Raw genomic sequence first — 20,117 nt, forward strand, 5'->3', positions numbered from 1 at the left:
CATGTGGCAAGTTGTAAAAAGAGATGTGAGATTTTGGTTTGGTGTTACTTTTTTAAGCGTACTTATGATTGTTAGTATTGGAAATACTTTATTTTTCGATGGGAATATCCGTGAACTTACGATGATGTATAACGAAAAAGGAGAACTAGAGGCTGCTCCGTTTTCACCGTCGAATAAATTTTGGTTCGGTAGTGATGAGAAAGGACGCGATCTTTTCCAGCTAATAATAGAAGGAGCGAAATGGACAGTTGGTGCGAGCGTAATTATAGCGATTCTACGAGTTATAGTTGGAGGAGGTATTGGTTTGCTTCTTGGTATGTATAGCAAACGTTCTTTTCCAGTTATAGCATCTTTTTTTGATCCGTTCAGCATTGTACCTATGGTTATGATTTCTTTTTTTGTGTTAAAGGAAGTTTTAGTGTTTGAAAATGGGACAGTACCAGAATCGTTTCATTTAAGGGTAATATTTCAAATGGTTATCCTTACATGTTTAGCGGTACCAACAATTATGTTATATACAGCGCAGGAAGTCCGTCGGATAAAAAGAGAAGAATTTATGATGGCAGCAACTGTGCTTGGGGGCAGTAAATGGCATAGAGTGAAAAATCACGTATGGCCACACGTATTACCATCATTTTTTTTACTTGTTGCTCAACAATTTGTGAGTACTTTATTACTTCTCTTGCATCTTGGCTTGTTAGAGTTATTTTTTGGTGGAACAATTATCTTTGGTACAGAGGCAGATAGTGTGACAAAAGAATGGACCGGCCTAATTGGTCAAAACTTCCGTCATTTAACTACTCATACATGGATTGTACTTATACCGATTGCTTTTTATAGTATGACAATTTTAGCTGGAAATCTAATTAGTAATAGCATGCAAGATGCGATTAAGCTAGGAAATGTGAGAAGGCCAGAGCGGGAAAGTAGAGAATTGCAAGTAGAGAAACAAGTACAACCAACTATGAATGACTTTTCTTTTTATAGAGAGATACAAAAATAAAGAAAGATAGCTGAAGACAAATTATTTTCAGCTATCTTTTTTCGTTTAAAGTGGAGGTAAATCAATCTTACCTTCTTCAAATAATTCTTTTATCGTATGCTTCGTATAACCAGCGGCTTGACCAAATGTGATTTTTGCTGGCATTGGTGCTTCGTTAGCATCTACAACTACATCAATAATACACGGTTTATTTTGTTTTACTGCATTTTCGAAAGCGGGAAGTAGTTCATCTAAATTCTCAACACGGTATCCAATACCTCCACACGCCTCTGCATATTTTGCGAAATCTGGGTTCGTTAAGTCTGTTTCGAATTCGATATTACCCATTACTTCTTGCTCGAATTTAATCATCGCAATTTTATTATTGTTTAATACGACGACAACGATTGGTAATTTATATTTTACAGCTGTTACGAAGTCATTCATCGTCATTCCAAATCCGCCATCACCACAAACTGCAAATACTTGTTTATCCGGGAATGCAATTTTTCCAGCAAGAGCACCAGGTAAACCGCAACCAAGTGTTGCGAGCCAGCTAGAAATGACAAATTGCTGGTTTGTCATACGAAAGTGCCTTGCGGTCCATACTGTTACATTTCCGACATCGACTGATAGAATTGCGTCATCATGTGCTACTTGCTGCAGAGCATGCAAAACGCGTTGTGGTTTAATTGGAATGGAAGATTCTTCTTCTTGATCGTGTAATTTTTCTTCCCACTTTTTCATCATTTCTTGGTGATGTTCTAAGAAGGAATGGTCTGTGTGCTCTTCAACATTTTCAATTAACCATCGTAATGTTTTATCAGCATCACCAGCTAAACCAATATCTGTCGCATAACGTTTCCCGATTTGGGCAGGATCTGTATCGATATGAATTGTTTTTGCTTTTTCAGGTAAGAAGCCGGTGAAAGGATAAGAAGTACCGACCATAATTAAAGTATCTGCATGCTTCATTGCTTCATAAGAAGGTTTCGTTCCGATTAATCCTAATCCACCGATACAAAGAGGATGCTCATCAGGAATAATTCCTTTAGCAGGTAATGTAAGTACGATTGGAGCACCAATATGTTCTGCCAATGCAAGTAAAGATTCTCTCGCATGTTTTGTTCCTTTTCCAGCTAAAATCACTGGCTTTTTCGCTGCATTTATTGCGAGTTTCGCCGTCTCTAAGTCTTCTTCTTGTGGAAATAACTCAGGTAAAGTAAAAGAAGTATTTGTAACACGGGCACCATTTTTCACTTCGAATTTCGGGACATCGTCTGGAATTGTAAGAACGGATACACCTTTTTTCGTATAAGCCATTCGAATTGCTTGATTCACTACGGCAGGTAGTTGCTCTGCTGACATAATGCGCTGGTTATAAACCGCAACATCATCAAACATTCTTTCTAAATTTACTTCTTGAAAAAAGTCCGTTCCAAGTAAATCGGTTTCTACTTGACCTGAAATTGCTAGAACAGGGGCTTTATCGAGTTTCGCATCATATAAACCATTTAATAAATGAATAGCACCAGGTCCTGCAATTGCCATACAAACGCCAAGTTTTCCTGTTAATTTCGCATAGGCAGCCGCTGCTAATGCACCAGCTTCTTCATGGCGAACTTGAATGAATTTAATTTTATCTTGTTTTTTTCTTAAAGCTTCAATGATAGAATTGATGGAATCTCCAGGCATACCGTATATGTGTTCTACTCCCCAGTCAATTAATAAATCAACTAATGCTTCACCGGCTGTTTTCCCAAACATAATTGTTCCTCCTTATAATAGGTAGATAACATTATGTTTTGGATAAAAAGGAAAAATATACAAATAAGAAAATTTATCTGGTTATTTGTAATCTAAGAATCAGTGTGGGAGGCACAAAAGTTTCACTTTAGCAACTTTAATGATGACCAGCGAATAAAGTGAACACTGTTATTAGTAAAAAACCACTAGTTGCCCACATTAGAAATGTAAGGAAAGAGAGCTGTTTCTTAGCTTTCCAAAGCATTTCATGAATTGTGACATATCCAAGCGAACCAATAGCACTTCCCATAATGATTCCTTGTAAATGAAGAGCTTTTCCTTCCATCAAAATTCCAAAAACCGTACCAGTACCGAGAATAAGAGAAAGTAATAAAGTTGTTAATAAAAATGAAATATATTTATGCTTTGTAAAAAGAAATGGAATAATTAAAGCTAATCCTTCTGGAATATGGTGAACGATGATTGCTATTAAAAACGGAATGGAAGAGTCATTATGATTTATAAAAGCTGTACCTAACGCAAATCCACTCGGTATATTATGAATAAATATAGCGAAAGAGAGAAAAAGGAAAGTTTGCCATGCTTGTTGATCTTTTTTATGTATCATTGGATGGTGACAATAGTTATCTAATAAGCTCATAATTAAAATACCGATGGCTATACCAAGTATAGGCCCAATTATTTCGTAGCTTGAAAATGTTTCAGGAATAATTTCAAGTGATAATAACCCGAATAAAATACCACCACATAATGCGTATAAACGATGCATCTTTTCTTCAATGAGTTGGCGTGTTGCTACTCCAACAGCACCTCCTAATAGTAATCCACCGAACGAAAAAAATGTTACAATCATTGGGATCCATAAACGTTCCATAGTATCACACTCCGATTCTATTCCCTTATTTTTAGCTTACGAAAAGGAAAGTTAGATTAGTCCAAGTAATTGTGTTTGATTATAGAGAAAAAAGTAGTGATTCGTTATAATTTATATATTAAATTTAAGTGAGAAAATGAAAAGGGGAATTGGTTATGCAACAAATTAAAAAAATAGGAAACTCATTTTGGTATATGACACCAGTTTCTGAAACAGATAGACCTATATTAGGAATGGTTGTTGGAAAAGAAAAAACTTTAATGATCGATGCAGGGAATTCAGAGGAACATGCACAATTATTTTTAAAAATGTTAAAAGAACAAAATGTATCGAATCCTGATTTTGTAGCACTAACGCATTGGCATTGGGATCATATTTTTGGATTATCTGTATTACGGAATGCATTAACTATTTCGCACGCTGAAACGAAAAAAGAAATGCAGGCAATAGTATCTTATGAATGGACAGATGAAGCGTTGGACGCACGCGTAAAAGAGGGTACTGAAATTGAATTTTGTGCGGATTGCATCAAGAAAGAGTTTGAAGAAAAAGCGAGAAATATTAACATTATTCCTCCAACCTTAACGTTCCAGGATCAAATGGAATTAGACCTTGGTGAAGTGACATGCGTGTTAAAACATGTGGGCGGAGATCATGCACATGATTCTGTTGTTATGTATATAAAAGAAGAAAAGATATTGTTTTTAGGAGACTGTATATATGCAGATATTTTTTCTTCGAAGTGGAACTATACGACGAAAAGAACGTTTGCATTAATAGATGAATTAGAAAAATTTGATGCTGAGACATATATTCTTTCTCATGGGGAAGCGATAAATCGAGAGGAGTTTTTACAAGAGATTCGTATGTTAAAAACAGTAGGAACTTATACAGAAGCTCATAAAGGCGATGAAGAGAAGATAAAGGCAGCGTATAAACAAGAACTAGACAGGGAATTAAATGAAGATGAGTTAGAAACAATAACGTATTTTGTCAATGGTTATGAAATGGTTAATCTGTAAAACACAGCTCTAATCAAATAGCATTATTCTGCACAAAAAGAGTATTGAAATTTGATTCAATACTCTTTTTAATAGTTAGACATCTAGTCACAACCAATTTCTAAAATTGGGCTCCTTATCTGAAATTATATCACTGTATAAGGGTTCAGATAGAAGCTTTCTTTGCTAATTCAGTAATATACTCGAAGAAAGCATCATGTTTTACATCATAAACGACATTTACAGGTCGTCCATCAGCAGTTTCCTCTGTCCGTCCTTGGCTTGGTCCATATGTATGAACGATACTATTAATTGTTTCAGTTTTTGCAAGGCTAGTGTTTCCCACGAGTGCGGTAGTTAGTACATCCCATAAATAGTAGGTAGAGTTCGTTGAGAAGTGAACGAGAGGGGGAACCATTGCATAGCATTGACCAAGGAAATCCATACCAATATACTTTCGTTCTTTTGCCCACTGTTCACGTATGTCTATAGTTAACGGAACTTGGTTTGTACTTTCTAGTGTCACTAAGTCGATTTTAATTTTTGCATCCCATACACGAGCCGCTGCTTTAGGGTCCCAAAACGAATTCCACTCAGCTGTTCCATCATGCTCTGGTTCATGTACATTGCCTGCTGTAAGAAATGTACCACCCATCCAAACGAGAAGTTCAATTTTATCTTCGATTATCGGAGCTTCATATAATGCACGAGCAAGGTCAGTTAGGGGCCCAGTAAATAATAAAGTTGTTTTTCCTTCCGTTTGTAGAAGCGTTTCTATTAAATGATGATGCGCGGGTTTTGCCGCCATGGGTGTTACAACTTTTCCAGACTCATTTAAAATTGGTAAAGCATCTACATAAAATGCATGCATCCGCCAGTCTTTTGGAAACGGGTTTTGCCCGCGAGAGTTTGAAGCGGCTACTGCAATATTACCATTGCCGAAGCGATCGATAATTTTACGACTGGCAGACATTGCGGGTTCTAAATAGCAGTCTGCTGGGATAACAGATACCCCCGTAAGTTCAATGTTTTCCATTTGAAGTAATAAAAATAATGAAATTAAATCATCTACACCGCCATCATGATTGAAGTACACTTTTTTCTTCATTGTAATCTCCATCCTATATGATTTAGTTAGAAATTAAATATGAATTGAGGAAAAGTCATCAATAATTTCCACCACTTCAATTTCTCCATTAATCAGTAGCTCAGGAAGCTCATTTCTAATATTTCCTTTCCAATACTCTCTAGCTTGTTCGATTTTTTGAGAAAAAGGAATTCCATCTTCTTTCGGTAAAAGATTCCCGTCACCTTCAAAAGAACTTCCGATCACTCGTAGTTTAACAATCTGTAAAACTTCTCGATTATAAGAATCAAATAGCGCTCTCCATTTCAAAGCATCCTCATAGCTTTTAGCAGCATATAAGCAAGATAACCTGGAAGGGTATTCAGGGAATTCTTGTAGTCTAACCATTTCTACAATTGTTTCTCTAACTGCTCTAATTGTTTGATCGATATAACTCATAACTACTTTAGCGTTTTCATTATTTATATGTAATTCGTCATTTTTATAGTGATTATTTAAAATTTTCATGCCATCTTCACCACAAGCATTTAATTGTTCTCTTTCAAAAAAGAAGTGATATAGAGTATTGTGTTGATTTTTGTTAAAAGGAATGATTTGTCCGATATTCATTTTTTTCCTTGTTACGATGTGATATGCGTAAAATTCTGCTTCATTCATGGTTATCCTCCTAGTAATAATGTAAGGCAATGTTAAATTTAGTAATTCAACATTGCGATATATATAACCTCTATAAGCAGAAGTAAGAATTTAAGCAGAAAGGAAAGAAAATATATGAAAGCGTTTTAAATTTGTTCACAAAATGTTCACTTACGAAGGGGTTTCCAATGTCGATATAATGACAAAGACTCAAAGAGAAAGGATGATGAATTTTGCCAACAACAAGAAAGGAAAACCTCCAATTTGGCATGATGATGTGCCTTGGGATGGTTATCGTAATGACGTTTTACAATTTACTAATGAATGAAACAGGAGGACCAATTTATATTAAAGAGATTGCATTAGAACTATTAATTGGCTTTATTATTGCGCTATTAATTGAAATATGTATCGTTGGGCCTTGTGCGAAAAAAATTGTATTCATGTTGCCATTTGATAAATCTAAGAAAATAAATATTATCGTTGCAATGGCGACAACTATGGTAATCGGAATGGTGTTCTTTATGTCATTTTTCGGTATGGCTATGATGCATTTACATGGTGGACTACAAGGAGATTCATTTGTTTCAATTTATTTTTCGATTTTTATTAAAAATTTCATAATGGCATATCCATTACAATTAATTATTATGGGACCGCTTGTACGTTTCTTATTTGCAAAGTTTGTAATGAAAAGAAATCTTTTAATGTAGCGTAATTTTCATTATTTATAAAACATTATATATAAATAATGAAAATAAACACATCTCGCATTTTTGAGGTGTGTTTTTTTGTTCATTCCAAGTTATTTTCATAGTGATGTGACATTTGTCCTTTTACCATTATAGGATTATAGCTTTTAATTAAGTCAGAAATAAAAGATGAGGAGATGATTTTTTGAAAGGTATTCTATTTGCTGTTTTTGCGGGGATATTTATAACACATCAAGGAACCTTTAATGCGAAACTTAGTTCACATATCGGTATATGGTCGACGAGTATTATAACCCATTTAATTGGATTCATTATTGCAACAACTGTATTTTTGTTAAAGAAAGAAGAGAAAGTAACGGATTTAAAGAGTGTGAAAAAAGTATATTTAGCAGCGGGTGCATTTGGTGGATTCATTATTTGTGCAGAAACTATGGCGATATATTCACTAGGAGTTACATTGACAGCTGGCACACTAATGGTTGCTCAATTGTTAACGGCAACAGTTATTGAAATGAAAGGACTGTTTCATATAAAAAAGATACAGATGGAGAGATATCATATTGTGGGAACAATAGTAATGATTATAGGTATTGTTGTATTTAATATGTAAATGAAAGGGGAAATGAATATGGAGGATAGATCAGGTTTAATTATGCATTATTTGAAAAACAATAAAACACTCGAGGTTTTTTCAGAAATAGATACAGCTTATTTTCAATTAAATCAATTTGAAAAAGGCGAGCTTATTTGCGATATAGATGACGAAATGGATCGTTTATATTTCGTTGTTAAAGGTAAAGTAAAAGTTTATACGATTACACCTGAAGGGAAGAAACTAATTCTACGCTTTATCAATCCATTGGCTATTGTTGGTGATATTGAATTAATTCAAAATAGCAAAGCACATAATGTCGTTGAAGCTTGTTCAGATGTTGTAGCGATTTCCATTTCTAATACGGTTATTAGAAACAAGTTATTACATGATCCTATATTTATGAAATTCTTACTTGAAAACATTGCGAACACGTTAAAAATATCGACTCGTTTTACTGCTCTTAATTTACTCTATCCTGTAGAAGTACGTGTAGCTAGTTATTTACTTTCAATTTCAACAGATAGTAACGGAAATATGTACAAAGGGGATTTGGATACGACTTCGGTAACGAGTATTGCAGACTTTATAGGGGTAAGTTATAGGCACGTAATTCGGGTATTACAAAGATTTTATAATGAAAAATTAATTGAAAAAAGTAATGGAGTTATTGTCATTAAAGATTTTTCTAGAATGAAGGAAGTCGCTAAAGATAATATATATGAGCAATTAAAGGGAGAGGAAGATTTTGATTGGATTTAGTTTAGCTATATTAGCAGGAATATTAATTAGCTTACAATCTGTTTTTAATGCAAAAGTAAATGAAAATGTAGGACAGTGGTTAACGACTACATGTGTCCTTGGAATAGGTCTCATTAGTTCTATTCTATTTTATATCATTACAGAAAACAGTATTAGCATTAAAGTGTATACTGCAAATTATTTGTTTTATGTAAGTGGACTGTTTGGCATCGGGTTAATTATTTGTATAATGGGTGCAATAAAGAGTTTAGGTCCAGCATATACGGTGCTAATTAGTCTTATTACTCAATTGGTTGTTGCGTTATGTATTGATACATTTGGATTATTTGGAATGGAGAGCATTCCATTACAAATAAATAAATTAGTTGGTATAGGTTTATTAATTGTGGGAGTAGGAATTTTTAAAAATATCTTTTCGAACAAGAGAGCTATTAGAATAACCGAGGATGAGATTTAAAGGTTATAAGGATGTTGATAATCAGATTATAGATGTTTATGTAGTGGGAATACATTTCATATATGTCTCTGTTAGTAAAGGGTATATATATATTCGAAAAAAACGTGAATTAGCTATTAGTGTAGTTGAAAAGAAGACGTCAATAAGTTGAGGTCTTCTTTATGTATTGTTCTGAAGTTATCAGAACTTAAGTATAAGGGAATGGGAAGTGGTTTAAGTTAAGAAGAATATACCCGAATATAAAATATTACTAAACATATATAACTAATGAATACAATGTCTTTTTCAGTTATTAAGTTGTAAATCATTTTATGATAAAATCTTTTACATAATTTAATAAAGGGGTAGTTTTCAATGGGTTATTTCTCAAATGGTTTATTAGTTTTGTTTGTGCTAATCGTATGCAGTTGTATATTTTTTGGTTGATAATATAATGAGAGTCTTATATAAAAGAAGTTATCTTAAGTGAGATAACTTCTTTTTTATTTTATATTGAGAAGGAATTCTATCTTTCTTATTGAAGTTTGTTCTAGTTATTTTTACATCGATCAGATTTGTGTAAAGGGAATTTTACGAAATACAAACAAACGAGAGAATAAGGAGTATTCACATGAATAATAGTATAAGCTATACAATTGAACGCCCAACAGACTTCAATGGATTATTAGCGTTATATGAATCTTTAGGATGGAATTCTCTTAAATTAACGGTTAACGAGTTAGAACGAATGTGTAAGCAAAGTTGGTATGCAATTTATGTTTTTGATGATAAGAGGTTAGTAGGGATGGGGCGTGTCATATCAGATGGAGTCATAACAGGCATTATTTGTGGAGTTGGTGTATTGCCAAAATATCAGTCTAGTGGCATCGGAAAAGAAATAGTGAAACGATTAATCCAGCACTGTGAACAAAACAAGGTTATTCCCCAACTTATGTGTGTAGAAAAATTGCAATCTTACTATGAATCTATAGGGTTTGAGGCATTCTCTATTGGGATGATAAAACATATTATAAGATAGAGACGATTTATCCTGCTATTTGTCGGGCTGCCCGTAAAAGCTCGATTGGTGAGGGCTAATAATCAGTGGGGGATGAACAAACTCCCCACTGATTAAAGTTTCACTTTATATTTTCAGTTTACTCGTACATATTTTCAAACTTCAGTATAAAGGAGAATGGCTGTATGGAGATTGCTAAAGGGGTAGAAATGTTACAACTTGAATTTCAAGAGTTTGTTATTCACCCAATTCTTTTATGGGATGATGAAATGGCAGTATTAATAGATACGAGTTTCCCAGGACAAATTGAAGATATACAAGTAGAGATGGAAAAGGTTGGGTTATCATTTGATAAGTTAAAAGTCGTGATTTTGACGCATCAGGATATTGATCATATAGGTAGTCTTCCGGAGTTGTTGCAGCGCTGTGGAAGTAATATTAAAGTTTATGCGCACGAACTAGATAAGCCATATATTGAGGGAGATTTGCCTTTATTGAAAGATGGAAATGTAGAGAACCCACCAAAAGGAAAAGTGAGTGATACTGTGATTGACGGGCAAGAACTTCCGTATTGCGGTGGAATACTAATTCTTCATACTCCAGGGCATACTCCGGGTCATATTAGTTTATATTTGAAACGAAGTAAAATTCTTATTGCAGGAGACTCTATGTATAGTGTGAATGGGATGTTAGGAGGAATTCACGCCCCAACAACTATAAATATTAAGGAAGCAAAGCAGTCTTTGAAGAAGTATTTAAATTTACATATTGAATCTATAGTTTGTTACCATGGGGGATTAAGTAAAGGAAATATAAATGTTCAACTTCAAAATTTGTAAAAGTTGAAGTAAAATTTTTTGTTAAACAGCGTTGAGGTATAATATGGTTATTAGTAAATAAATTATAAAAGAGCATGTTTGAAAAAATTAAACATGCTCTTTTATTAAAGCAAATCAGTTTAATATGAATGACCTAACCCGTTCCAATAAAAAGAAACGATTTCTTGTGCTAATTCATCTATATTTGCAAGAATAGGATTGTGATTTTCATCTTTAAAATTCCCAATTGATAATAAAGATACGAAAGCATGAGCCGCAAATGTAGCGTTTCCTTTCGGAATTTCTCCGATGTGCATCGCATTATCGAGTGCTTTTTCTAGTACTTCATACATATTATCTTCAGCATTTTTTAATTCTTTCAATTGTTCTTCAGATAACGACAGTTTTGCATCTTTCATAAAATTTTTCATATCAATATCCATCGTTGCGTGTAAGTAAACTTTAGCGAAGTCTAATAATCTTTCTTCTAACGTTTTGTTTGTAGAGAGTATTTGAGACATATTTTCGCGTATACGTACCATCATTTCGGTCATAGTAGCGGTAAATAAATCGGCTTTTGTTGAATAGTAATAGTAGACAGTTGCTTTCGTAACACCACAAACTTTTGCGACCTCATCCATAGAAACGACTTGATAATTTTGTGTAAGAAATAAGCGGGTTGCCACTTCTAAAATGGTTTCTTTTGTAGATTTTGTATTTTTATTTTGACGCGGCCTTCCGAGAGGACGTTGTTTTTGTTCCAAATACATTCGCTCCTGACATTTATGATTGAGATAATTATAACATAATTTTCAATCACTCTTGATTAATTAACCGACCGGTATATATAATTAATAATGGAAGAAAAAAGGAAGGTGGGTTTTTATGAAAAAGCACCCGTTACATATGCTAGGGAGGCTTGTAGCAGGGGAAAATACGCAATGGATCACTTTATCGGTGTGGGTTCTTATTACATTATTACTTTCATTTACGTTACCACAAGTAAACAGTACGAAAGAACCGAATCCGAAAAATTTACCTGAAACAGCTATGTCGCAGCAAGCGGAAGCACTTATGAAAAAGGAGTTTCCGAATAATGCAGGGAATCCGTTGTTAGTAGTATGGTATAGAGATGGTGGGTTACATTCACAGGATTATAAACTCATACAAGACGTTTATAAGGAGTTAAAAGCTAGTCCTTTAAAAGAACAATCAACGTTACCACCATTTGATACAATTCCAGAGCAAGTATTATCAAAAAGTGCATCAAAGGATGGTACATCATTTGTTACACCGGTATTCTTTAATAAATCTGCTGGTACGGATATATTAAAAGGAAATCTTGAAGAGTTTAGAAAAATAGTGAATAGTAAGGTGGATGAAGATCCATTTAAACAAAAAATAAGTGAATCTGGTTTACATGTTCGATTATCTGGACCTGTAGGTATTCAAACGGATGCAGTTAGCTTATTTAGTCAAGCAGATGTGAAATTATTAATTGCTACTGTATTACTCGTATTAGTTTTATTAATTTTACTGTACCGTTCACCGATTTTAGCAATTTTACCCTTACTTGTTGTCGGCTTTGCATACGGTATTATTAGTCCTACACTCGGTTTTTTAGCTGATCAAGGGTGGATTAAAGTAGATGCTCAGGCAATATCAATTATGACAGTATTATTGTTTGGTGCTGGAACGGACTATTGTTTATTTTTAATTTCAAGATATCGAGAGTATTTGCTAGAAGAAGAAAGTAAATATAAGGCGCTGCAACTTGCAATTAAAGCTTCTGGTGGAGCAATTATAATGAGTGCGCTTACTGTTGTACTTGGATTAGGAACATTGTTACTTGCTCATTATGGTGCCTTTCATCGATTTGCAGTACCATTTAGTGTTGCTGTATTCATAATGGGAATTGCTGCTTTAACAATTTTACCAGCATTATTATTAATTTTCGGTAGAGCTGCATTCTTCCCATTTATACCGAGAACAACTTCGATGAATGAGGAGTTTGCGAGAAAGAAAAAGAAAGTCGTAAAAGTTAAAAAATCAAAAGGTGCCTTTAGTAAAAAGCTTGGAGATGTTGTAGTACGAAGACCATGGACAATAATTATGCTCACTGTATTTGTATTAGGTGGATTGGCTTCATTTGTACCACGTATTCAATACACATATGACTTATTAGAATCGTTTCCAAAAGATATGCCTTCCCGCGAAGGGTTTAAGTTAATTAGTGATCATTTCTCAGCTGGTGAATTAGCGCCAGTAAAAGTTGTTGTTGATACGAAAGGAAAAGAGCTTCCTATTAAAAAAGAACTAGAGAAGTTTTCATTCGTAAAAACTGTGAAAGATCCAAAAGTGGGCACAGAAAATAAGCAAATACAAATGTATGAGGTTTCTTTAGCTGAAAATCCATACTCAATTGAAGCGTTAGATCAAATCCCTAAATTGAAAAACAGTGTAGAAAAAGTATTAAAAGATGCTGGGGTTAGTAATGCAGAAAATCAACTATGGATTGGCGGAGAAACAGCGTCATTATATGATACAAAGCAAATCACAGAACGTGATGAAGCAGTTATCATTCCAGTAATGATTAGTATTATAGCTTTATTATTACTTGTTTACTTACGATCAATTGTTGCGATGATTTATTTAATTGTAACTGTCGTTTTATCATTTTTCTCTGCATTAGGAGCAGGATGGATATTACTTCATTTTGGTATGGGAGCTCCAGCAATACAAGGCGCGATACCGTTATACGCATTCGTATTTTTAGTTGCTTTAGGTGAAGATTATAATATCTTTATGGTTTCAGAAATATGGAAAAACAGAAAGACACAAAATCATTTGGATGCTGTAAAAAATGGCGTTATACAAACAGGTAGTGTTATTACATCTGCAGGTTTAATTTTAGCAGGAACTTTTGCTGTGTTAGGAACACTTCCAATTCAAGTGCTTGTTCAATTTGGTATTGTAACAGCAATTGGTGTATTACTAGATACGTTTATTGTAAGACCGTTACTTGTACCGGCAATCACAGTCGTTTTAGGCCGCTTTGCTTTTTGGCCAGGGAAACTTTCAAGAAAGAGTGAAGAGATACAAAAAGTGGATGCATAGTTGAAAAGCCAAGGATATTTTCCTTGGCTTTTTCAATGTAATTAATTTTTTGAAGTCAAATCATCCGGTGCAGCATGATCAGCATCTTCAATGGAAGTTTCTGGCATTCCGTATAAGCCGTTCATTGCTTGTTCTTCGATATTAAGATTTGCAGTATTATTATTTTGGATAGGTATAGCGTTTTCGATAACATTTTCTTTTTTATTTACATTTTTGTTATTCATGTATGATTCCTCCAAATTTCATTTGATTTATTTATAGTATGTGGATGGATTTCCAGAAATATGTGAATTGATTCTTATAGATGGTATATAATTAAATAAACAATTAGGGTAAACTGTTAGGAGTGAACAATTATGGTGAAAGCAAGGAAATTAGCCTTCTAAAATAAAAAGAAAATTTTAGGAGGCTATTAAAATGAAGTTTCACGTAATTGATAGAGAAAATTGGAATAGAGAGCAGTATTTTGAACATTATTTAAAATTAAAATGTACGTTTAGTATGACAGTAAATGTTGATATTACGCTTTTGATAGAGAAAGTACATCAAAAGGGAATTAAATTTTATCCGACTTTTATTTATATAATTTCGAGAATAATAAATAAACATAAAGAATTTCGAACATGTTTTAATGAAGAAGGAGTTTTGGGCTATTGGGAAAAAATGATACCTAGCTATACAATCTTTCATAAAGATGATAAGTCTTTTTCAAGTATATGGACGAATTATTCAAGTGATTTCCGCATTTTCTATAAAAATTATGAAGAAGATATGAGATACTATGCTAGTGTTCATGGTCTTTTCACGAAAGAAAATATTCCGCCTAATGTATTTCCGATTTCTAGCATACCTTGGACTAGTTTTACTGGATTTAATCTTAATATTAATAATGATGAAAATTTTCTATTGCCAATTATAACTTGTGGGAAATATTTTAACGAAGGAAACAAGGTTATGCTACCAGTTTCATTACAAGTACATCATTCGGTTTGTGATGGATATCATGCGAGTCAATTTATAGAAGATTTACAGCAGTTAAGTAGTACTTGCAACGAGTGGCTTAAGTAATATCTAATTTTTAATTATATAAAGTGAAACTTTAATCAGTGGGGGTTTTGTTCAGCCCCCACTGATTATTAGCCCGACCCCCACCTAACTTCTTTGCTTTCGCTGAATTTTGAGGTGGGGGTCTTACTGCCCGGCAAATAGCGGGATAAAATTGAAAATGAATAAAAGAAGAGACCATGTTTATATTACATGGTCTCTTTTTATTATTCATTAATACTAAGTAATTGTGGAAAATATAGGGTGATTTGTAGTTTAATAGTAAAGAGAGTGATTAGTGTTAATTTTCTTTGTTTTTTTTAAAAATAAGGACATAAATGTTTTAATAGGGGGAATAAAGTGAAATTCGTAAGCATTGAAAAAGATGAGATCTTAATTGGGAATATGGCAAAATTGTATTGTAAAGTATTTGAGAAAACAAATTTCAATGAAATGATCGAACGAATAAAAAGACATATAGAATATACAGGTTTTAAAGGTATAGTAGCAATAAATGATGAAAATGAAGTAGTTGGTTTTACTTATGGTTATCGCTCAATCGAGGGACAGTACTATAATCAATTAATGAGAGAAGCGTTACATCCAGAGCAAGTAGACGAATGGTTGCAAGATTGTTTTGAATTTGTAGAGTTAGCAGTTCACCCACAATATCAAAATAAAGGTCTTGGAACGAAATTACATAATGAATTACTAGAAGGGATTTCAAATAGAACGAGTGTTTTAACAACAAAAATAAACAATGAAAAAGCACGTTCGTTATATGAAAGATTAGATTGGATAAATGTATTGGAGCCATTTCATCCAAGTAAAAATGATGTTCCATATGTAATAATGGGAAAAGCATTAAAAACAAAAGTGAATTGATAATTATGCCATTCACAAAAATGGTTGGTTTGTAATAATGAAGGGGAAAACGAAAATGACGAAAATATCTATAGAAAAAGCTACAATTTTAGATGCTGAGAAATTAACAGAAATAATGAAAAGAACATTTGATGCAGAAGCAAAACAATGGCTATACGGCCAAGATGATGTCATTGATTATAACATTCAACCGCCAGGATATTCTTCAGTTGAAATGATGGAATATTCCATTGAAGAATTGGATTCTTTCAAAGTTGTAATGGATAAAGAAATAATTGGAGGGATAATAGTTACGATTTCTGGTAAGTCTTACGGTCGAATTGATCGTATTTTTGTAGATCCTGTTTATCAAGGAAAAGGAATTGGATCACATGTTATGAAATTAATAGAAAAAGAATATCCAAACATAAAGATTTGGGATCTCGAAACATCTAGTAGACAAATTAATAATCATTACTTTTATAAAAAGATGGGCTACCAAATGATTTTTGAATCGGAAGATGAGTATTGTTACGTGAAAAGAATAAAAACAAGCTCAAACAAAGCGAGTGTAGTTACAAATAAAGATATGAAAAATAGTCAATACGAAAACTGTAATTTAGCAAATACAGGGTATTATCAAGTGAATTTAAAAAACAGTTCATTTGTTGGTAGCAATATAATGAATACGAATATGAGTAATTGCAATGTAAGTCAATCAAAGTTTAGAAATATAAATTTTAGAAGGTCATCATATGCAGATTTAAATCTTTCTGGCAGTAAATTTAATTTGGTGACTTTAGGTGGAGTACAATTCAAAAATACAAGTCTCGGAGATGAGAAGGAACCTATTTTATTCGATAAATGTGACTTGGAAGGTAGCACCATAAGTAACAGTAATCTGAAAAATATTGAAATAGAAAATTGTAATATAGTCGGGATGAAACTAAATGGTATTCCAATTGAAAATTTACTTGATTTATATAACAAGGTGAAAAGTTAACCATATCCATATAGTTGTCAATCTTTTTGGAAGTTAAGTATTATATCGAAATAATTATGTAAAAATGACATAAAGAAATACGGATGAGAAGGCCATTCATGAACGTTTCTAGAATACACTACAAATATATTGTTATTTATATGGAGGAGAGAAAGATGGAGATTAACGTTAGAGCAGTAGGAGTACAAGATGCTAGAGCAATTCATCGTATATGTATACAGGATGACGTTTTACCATATATGGTTTTCTTACCTAGCATGCGTGTAGAAGCTATGGAAAATAGAATTCGAAATTTAGCACCAAATCAATTTGAATTTGTTGCAGAATATGATGGAGAAGTTGTTGGGTTTGTAGGTTTAACACAAAGTCCGGGCCGAAGATCTCATTCAGGCGATTTATTCATTGGGGTAGACAGTGAATATCATAATAAAGGAATTGGGAAAGCACTTCTTATGAAGATGCTTGATTTGGCTGATAATTGGTTAATGTTAGAGAGAGTAGAACTAGGTGTGTTAGAAACGAATCCCAAAGCAAAAGCTTTATATGAAAAATTTGGATTTGTAGAAGAGGGAGTAAAGATAGGGAATTTGAAAGCTCATGGAAAGTTTATTAATGAAATTATGATGAGTCGTTTTAGACCGGATGGTTTAATTGTACATAATGAATAGTTAAAAGCATGACAGTATACTGTCATGCTTTTTTATTAGAATTTGGCTGTATTAAAAATAATACTAACCCAATAAAAATAACGGTAATTCCTAGTCCTTGTTGTAAAGAAATGGTCTCATGTAATATAAAGTACGCTAGTATACAAGTTCCAATTGTTTCTCCTAAAATACTCATTGAGATTACAGTAGCACTTATCCATTTTAATAACCAATTAAAAATGGTTTGGCCTAAAATCGTAGCAATGAAAGCTAATCCAATAAAGCACAACCAAGTTTGTGTAGAGTAATGGATGAAAGATTCTTGTTGCGTGAAAGCAAATATGCCAAGAAAGCCAGCACTACTTCCATAACTAATTACCGAATATGGTATAAGTGACAAATCTTTACGAACGTGTTGGCTAATGAAAAAATAAGCAGTAATAATACCGGCAGCGATAAATGCTAAAACATCTCCATATAATGCTTCTCCACTAATTTGGAAATCTTGCCAGCCAATGATGATACTACCTGAAATAGCGATGAGGCAACCAATAACCGCTCCTTTCGTAAACCTTTCCTTAAATAAAAAATAACCACCAATCATTGAGAACAAAGGTTGTAACGTTACGATAACTGTAGAGCTTGCTACAGAAGTATATTGTAATGATTCAAACCATAGTACATAATGTGCAGCTAAAAATAGCCCAGATACGAATCCAAGTGCCCATTGTTTTTTTGTTAAAGTTTTTAGCTCATTTCGACTATTTTTATTAAATAGTAATAACGGTAACAGGATTAGTGTGGCAAAGAATAATCGGTAAAAAGCAATGATTGTCGCAGGAGCATCTGCCAATTTCACAAAAATTGCTGAAGTCGATAAGGCGAATACACCAAAAAATAAGATGCAATATGAAAGAATAGTTGATTTCAAAGTTTGTCCCTCCGATAGAATGTTTATTATAATAAACTTAATACGATATAATGTACAAAAGTAAGTATATAAGTCCCGGAGATAATAGGAAAGGGTTATTTGCCTTTGTTTAGTATGTCAGCACAAAGAGAACGAAACATGCATTATGATGGACGAAAGGAAGTTTTACTATGATACATGATAGACTTGGACAAACGGTATTAAGTTATCGTAAGAAAAATAATATGACAATTCGTGAATTCGCTGAGTATGCAGGGATTAGTACGTCGTTAATTAGCCAAATTGAAAGAGGACATGCTAATCCTTCTTTAAATGTTTTGGAATTAATTGCAAAAGCATTAAATGTACCGCTGTTTACACTTTTTATTAACGATATTGATACAGATTCGCTCATTTCTAAGAGAAAAGACCGAAAAAAAATATATCGGGAAAACAATGATCACATTGTATATGATGTATTAACACCTGATTTTATGAAAGCACGTATTGAAATGCTAATGATGGATTTAAATAAACGAGCAAAGACAACAGAAAGCCATTATTCCCATGAAGATAAGGAAGAGATTGCTGTTATTATGAAAGGGGAAGTGTACGTAGAATTGGAGGGAAAAGAATATTTTTTAGAAGAAGGCGATGTTGTACGTATTCCACCAAATGTGAAGCATCGATTTTTGAATAAAAGTGATGAATCAAATCACATTTTATTTGTACTGACACCATCTTTAGGATGAAAATATAGTGATTTTTATTAGGGGAGAAAGAAAATGGAAAACAAAAGTATTTTAAAAGGCGGCCTTTCAATTATTTCTCAATGTAAAAAAGAAACAAATGACATTTGGCATGCGCATTTTGGAGCAGCTGCAATTGCTAGTTATTTTTTTATGAAAGATAATAATATTGAGGAAGAAACAGCTCGTAATATGTATTTGCAAACAAGGATGATGCTAAGCAAGAAAAAAATTGGTGAGATGATTGATGATAAAAAAGAAATAGATTTTCAAATTGCGGAGAATATGATTATAAAATCTTTAGAACAAACGATTGATGAACTTCATTGGGTCGGGCATAACGTCATTTATGCGTCATTAAGTTTATTAGCTATGAAGGAGCTACAAAAATGGGGAGATAATCAAGCAATTGAAGGGATTACTACTCTTATTTTATCATTTCGAAAAACAATTCCAGGTAGATCGTGGATTGGTTATACGACGAAAGAAGTAAAACAATTAAGTTTTGAAGATGAGATACAAAGTGAATTGAGTAATCCACCACAAGTATCTCAGTTCATTTTAAATGAGTTATCGAAATTTAATAGTATTTATCGAGCGGAATCACATCATGATTTAATTGGGCATTTGCTTACTTACTCCCACGCCATTAATATAATGTACGATTTAGGGCATATAGATTTATTTCAACGAGGGATACGTCCGCTTTTAAAACTAGTATACGTACTACGAGCTAGCCAAAAGCTCAAGCTGAATACGGAAATAACTTTACACTCACCTATAGATCGATTACCTTTAATTCAATCTAAACGTGCAAATTTTTTACCAACTGAAAATATATTTTGGATAAAAGACTATAGTGGATTCGATTGGGATTTTGGTCATGTATTTAAATTCTCATATAGTTATTTTAATCATATAAAGAGAGCTCCAGATTATAAAGATATAACATTAGAAAAATTCCGGTATGTTATTAATTCTTAATGAACGTTAATGATCTGTAAAAGGAAGCTTAATCTAGTTTCTTTTTTTGTTAGTAGTATATTATTTTTTAAAATATGTAAGATTTTACATGCGTATTTTACTTTTACTAATTA

Annotated in this window: 22 protein-coding genes; 15 read left to right on the forward strand and 7 right to left on the reverse strand. The window is 33.0% G+C overall.

The genetic code is table 11. The features are described 5' to 3' along the window. Position 1: 1 nt before the first annotated feature. A complete protein-coding gene (locus JFU02_RS31140; protein WP_086406118.1) occupies positions 2–1,003 on the forward strand; it encodes an ABC transporter permease subunit in 1,002 nt (333 codons plus the stop codon). Positions 1,004–1,048: 45 nt separating this feature from the next. Here JFU02_RS31140 and JFU02_RS31145 read toward each other — a convergent pair whose 3' ends face one another. Together JFU02_RS31145 and JFU02_RS31150 are read right to left on the reverse strand one after the other, a co-directional pair. After that, the gene (locus tag JFU02_RS31145; protein ID WP_201072104.1) at positions 1,049–2,749 is read right to left on the reverse strand and encodes a pyruvate oxidase; all 1,701 of its coding nucleotides are present in this window, start codon (positions 2,747–2,749) and stop codon (positions 1,049–1,051) included. A gap of 136 nt (positions 2,750–2,885) precedes the next feature. After that, positions 2,886–3,623, reverse strand: a complete 738-nt coding sequence (locus tag JFU02_RS31150; RefSeq protein WP_086406120.1) for a ZIP family metal transporter — start codon at positions 3,621–3,623, stop codon at positions 2,886–2,888. A gap of 155 nt (positions 3,624–3,778) precedes the next feature. Here JFU02_RS31150 and JFU02_RS31155 point away from each other — a divergent pair, with 155 nt between their 5' ends. Then, positions 3,779–4,645, forward strand: coding sequence for an MBL fold metallo-hydrolase (locus tag JFU02_RS31155; RefSeq protein WP_086406121.1), 867 nt, complete (start codon positions 3,779–3,781; stop codon positions 4,643–4,645). A gap of 145 nt (positions 4,646–4,790) precedes the next feature. Here the strand turns inward: JFU02_RS31155 and JFU02_RS31160 are convergent, their stop codons facing one another. After that, positions 4,791–5,744: a nucleoside hydrolase gene (locus tag JFU02_RS31160; RefSeq protein ID WP_140337729.1), complete on the reverse strand. Its 954-nt coding sequence runs from the start codon at positions 5,742–5,744 to the stop codon at positions 4,791–4,793. A 21-nt stretch (positions 5,745–5,765) separates the two neighbouring features. Further along, positions 5,766–6,368, reverse strand: coding sequence for a DUF2441 domain-containing protein (locus JFU02_RS31165; RefSeq protein ID WP_001001052.1), 603 nt, complete (start codon positions 6,366–6,368; stop codon positions 5,766–5,768). Between the two features lie 212 nt (positions 6,369–6,580). Here JFU02_RS31165 and JFU02_RS31170 point away from each other — a divergent pair, with 212 nt between their 5' ends. From JFU02_RS31170 to JFU02_RS31195, 6 genes are all read left to right on the forward strand, one after another. After that, positions 6,581–7,060, forward strand: a complete 480-nt coding sequence (locus JFU02_RS31170; protein ID WP_042972454.1) for a DUF2798 domain-containing protein — start codon at positions 6,581–6,583, stop codon at positions 7,058–7,060. 184 nt (positions 7,061–7,244) lie between these two features. Beyond that, entirely contained in the window at positions 7,245–7,670 is a 426-nt protein-coding gene (locus JFU02_RS31175; RefSeq protein ID WP_201072106.1) for a DMT family transporter, read from the forward strand. 18 nt (positions 7,671–7,688) lie between these two features. Next, positions 7,689–8,414, forward strand: coding sequence for a Crp/Fnr family transcriptional regulator (locus JFU02_RS31180; RefSeq protein ID WP_000390192.1), 726 nt, complete (start codon positions 7,689–7,691; stop codon positions 8,412–8,414). Next, a complete protein-coding gene (locus JFU02_RS31185; RefSeq protein ID WP_061667012.1) occupies positions 8,401–8,871 on the forward strand; it encodes a DMT family transporter in 471 nt (156 codons plus the stop codon). Before JFU02_RS31180 ends, JFU02_RS31185 begins: the two co-directional genes overlap by 14 nt. A gap of 610 nt (positions 8,872–9,481) precedes the next feature. Beyond that, positions 9,482–9,889, forward strand: a complete 408-nt coding sequence (locus tag JFU02_RS31190) for a GNAT family N-acetyltransferase (protein ID WP_001065768.1) — start codon at positions 9,482–9,484, stop codon at positions 9,887–9,889. A 164-nt stretch (positions 9,890–10,053) separates the two neighbouring features. Further along, on the forward strand, positions 10,054–10,707 hold the full coding sequence (locus JFU02_RS31195; RefSeq protein ID WP_097960584.1) for an MBL fold metallo-hydrolase: 654 nt from the start codon (positions 10,054–10,056) through the stop codon (positions 10,705–10,707). Between the two features lie 119 nt (positions 10,708–10,826). Here JFU02_RS31195 and JFU02_RS31200 read toward each other — a convergent pair whose 3' ends face one another. Next, the gene (locus JFU02_RS31200) at positions 10,827–11,450 is read right to left on the reverse strand and encodes a TetR/AcrR family transcriptional regulator (RefSeq protein ID WP_061667013.1); all 624 of its coding nucleotides are present in this window, start codon (positions 11,448–11,450) and stop codon (positions 10,827–10,829) included. 121 nt (positions 11,451–11,571) lie between these two features. Here JFU02_RS31200 and JFU02_RS31205 point away from each other — a divergent pair, with 121 nt between their 5' ends. Continuing rightward, positions 11,572–13,803: an MMPL family transporter gene (locus JFU02_RS31205; RefSeq protein ID WP_098013684.1), complete on the forward strand. Its 2,232-nt coding sequence runs from the start codon at positions 11,572–11,574 to the stop codon at positions 13,801–13,803. 41 nt (positions 13,804–13,844) lie between these two features. Here the strand turns inward: JFU02_RS31205 and JFU02_RS31210 are convergent, their stop codons facing one another. After that, entirely contained in the window at positions 13,845–14,027 is a 183-nt protein-coding gene (locus tag JFU02_RS31210) for a DUF4021 domain-containing protein (protein ID WP_001060697.1), read from the reverse strand. 193 nt (positions 14,028–14,220) lie between these two features. Between JFU02_RS31210 and catA the strand changes: the two genes are divergently transcribed. The 4 genes from catA to JFU02_RS31230 all read left to right on the forward strand — a co-directional run bounded on the left by catA (position 14,221) and on the right by JFU02_RS31230 (position 17,382). Beyond that, positions 14,221–14,871, forward strand: coding sequence for a type A chloramphenicol O-acetyltransferase (gene catA, locus JFU02_RS31215; RefSeq protein ID WP_000668563.1), 651 nt, complete (start codon positions 14,221–14,223; stop codon positions 14,869–14,871). A gap of 336 nt (positions 14,872–15,207) precedes the next feature. Next, entirely contained in the window at positions 15,208–15,732 is a 525-nt protein-coding gene (locus tag JFU02_RS31220) for a GNAT family N-acetyltransferase (protein WP_000673967.1), read from the forward strand. 37 nt (positions 15,733–15,769) lie between these two features. Then, positions 15,770–16,714 (forward strand): GNAT family N-acetyltransferase, encoded by a 945-nt coding sequence (locus JFU02_RS31225; protein ID WP_003306999.1) that lies wholly within the window; start codon positions 15,770–15,772, stop codon positions 16,712–16,714. 155 nt (positions 16,715–16,869) lie between these two features. Further along, positions 16,870–17,382 (forward strand): GNAT family N-acetyltransferase, encoded by a 513-nt coding sequence (locus JFU02_RS31230; protein WP_000405230.1) that lies wholly within the window; start codon positions 16,870–16,872, stop codon positions 17,380–17,382. A 22-nt stretch (positions 17,383–17,404) separates the two neighbouring features. On the opposite strand, the gene JFU02_RS31235 is transcribed toward JFU02_RS31230, so the two are convergent. Continuing rightward, on the reverse strand, positions 17,405–18,292 hold the full coding sequence (locus tag JFU02_RS31235) for a DMT family transporter (protein ID WP_000843093.1): 888 nt from the start codon (positions 18,290–18,292) through the stop codon (positions 17,405–17,407). Between the two features lie 170 nt (positions 18,293–18,462). Here JFU02_RS31235 and JFU02_RS31240 point away from each other — a divergent pair, with 170 nt between their 5' ends. Both JFU02_RS31240 and JFU02_RS31245 read left to right on the forward strand, forming a co-directional pair. Then, positions 18,463–19,023 carry a helix-turn-helix domain-containing protein gene (locus JFU02_RS31240; protein ID WP_061666761.1) on the forward strand — a complete coding sequence of 187 codons (561 nt, stop codon included), beginning with the start codon at positions 18,463–18,465 and terminating at the stop codon, positions 19,021–19,023. A 33-nt stretch (positions 19,024–19,056) separates the two neighbouring features. Beyond that, positions 19,057–20,004, forward strand: a complete 948-nt coding sequence (locus tag JFU02_RS31245) for a hypothetical protein (protein ID WP_097889073.1) — start codon at positions 19,057–19,059, stop codon at positions 20,002–20,004. The last annotated feature ends 113 nt before the right edge of the window (positions 20,005–20,117 follow it).

Source organism: Bacillus sp. TH13 (assembly GCF_016651175.1).
Lineage (GTDB): Bacteria > Bacillota > Bacilli > Bacillales > Bacillaceae_G > Bacillus_A > Bacillus_A thuringiensis_S.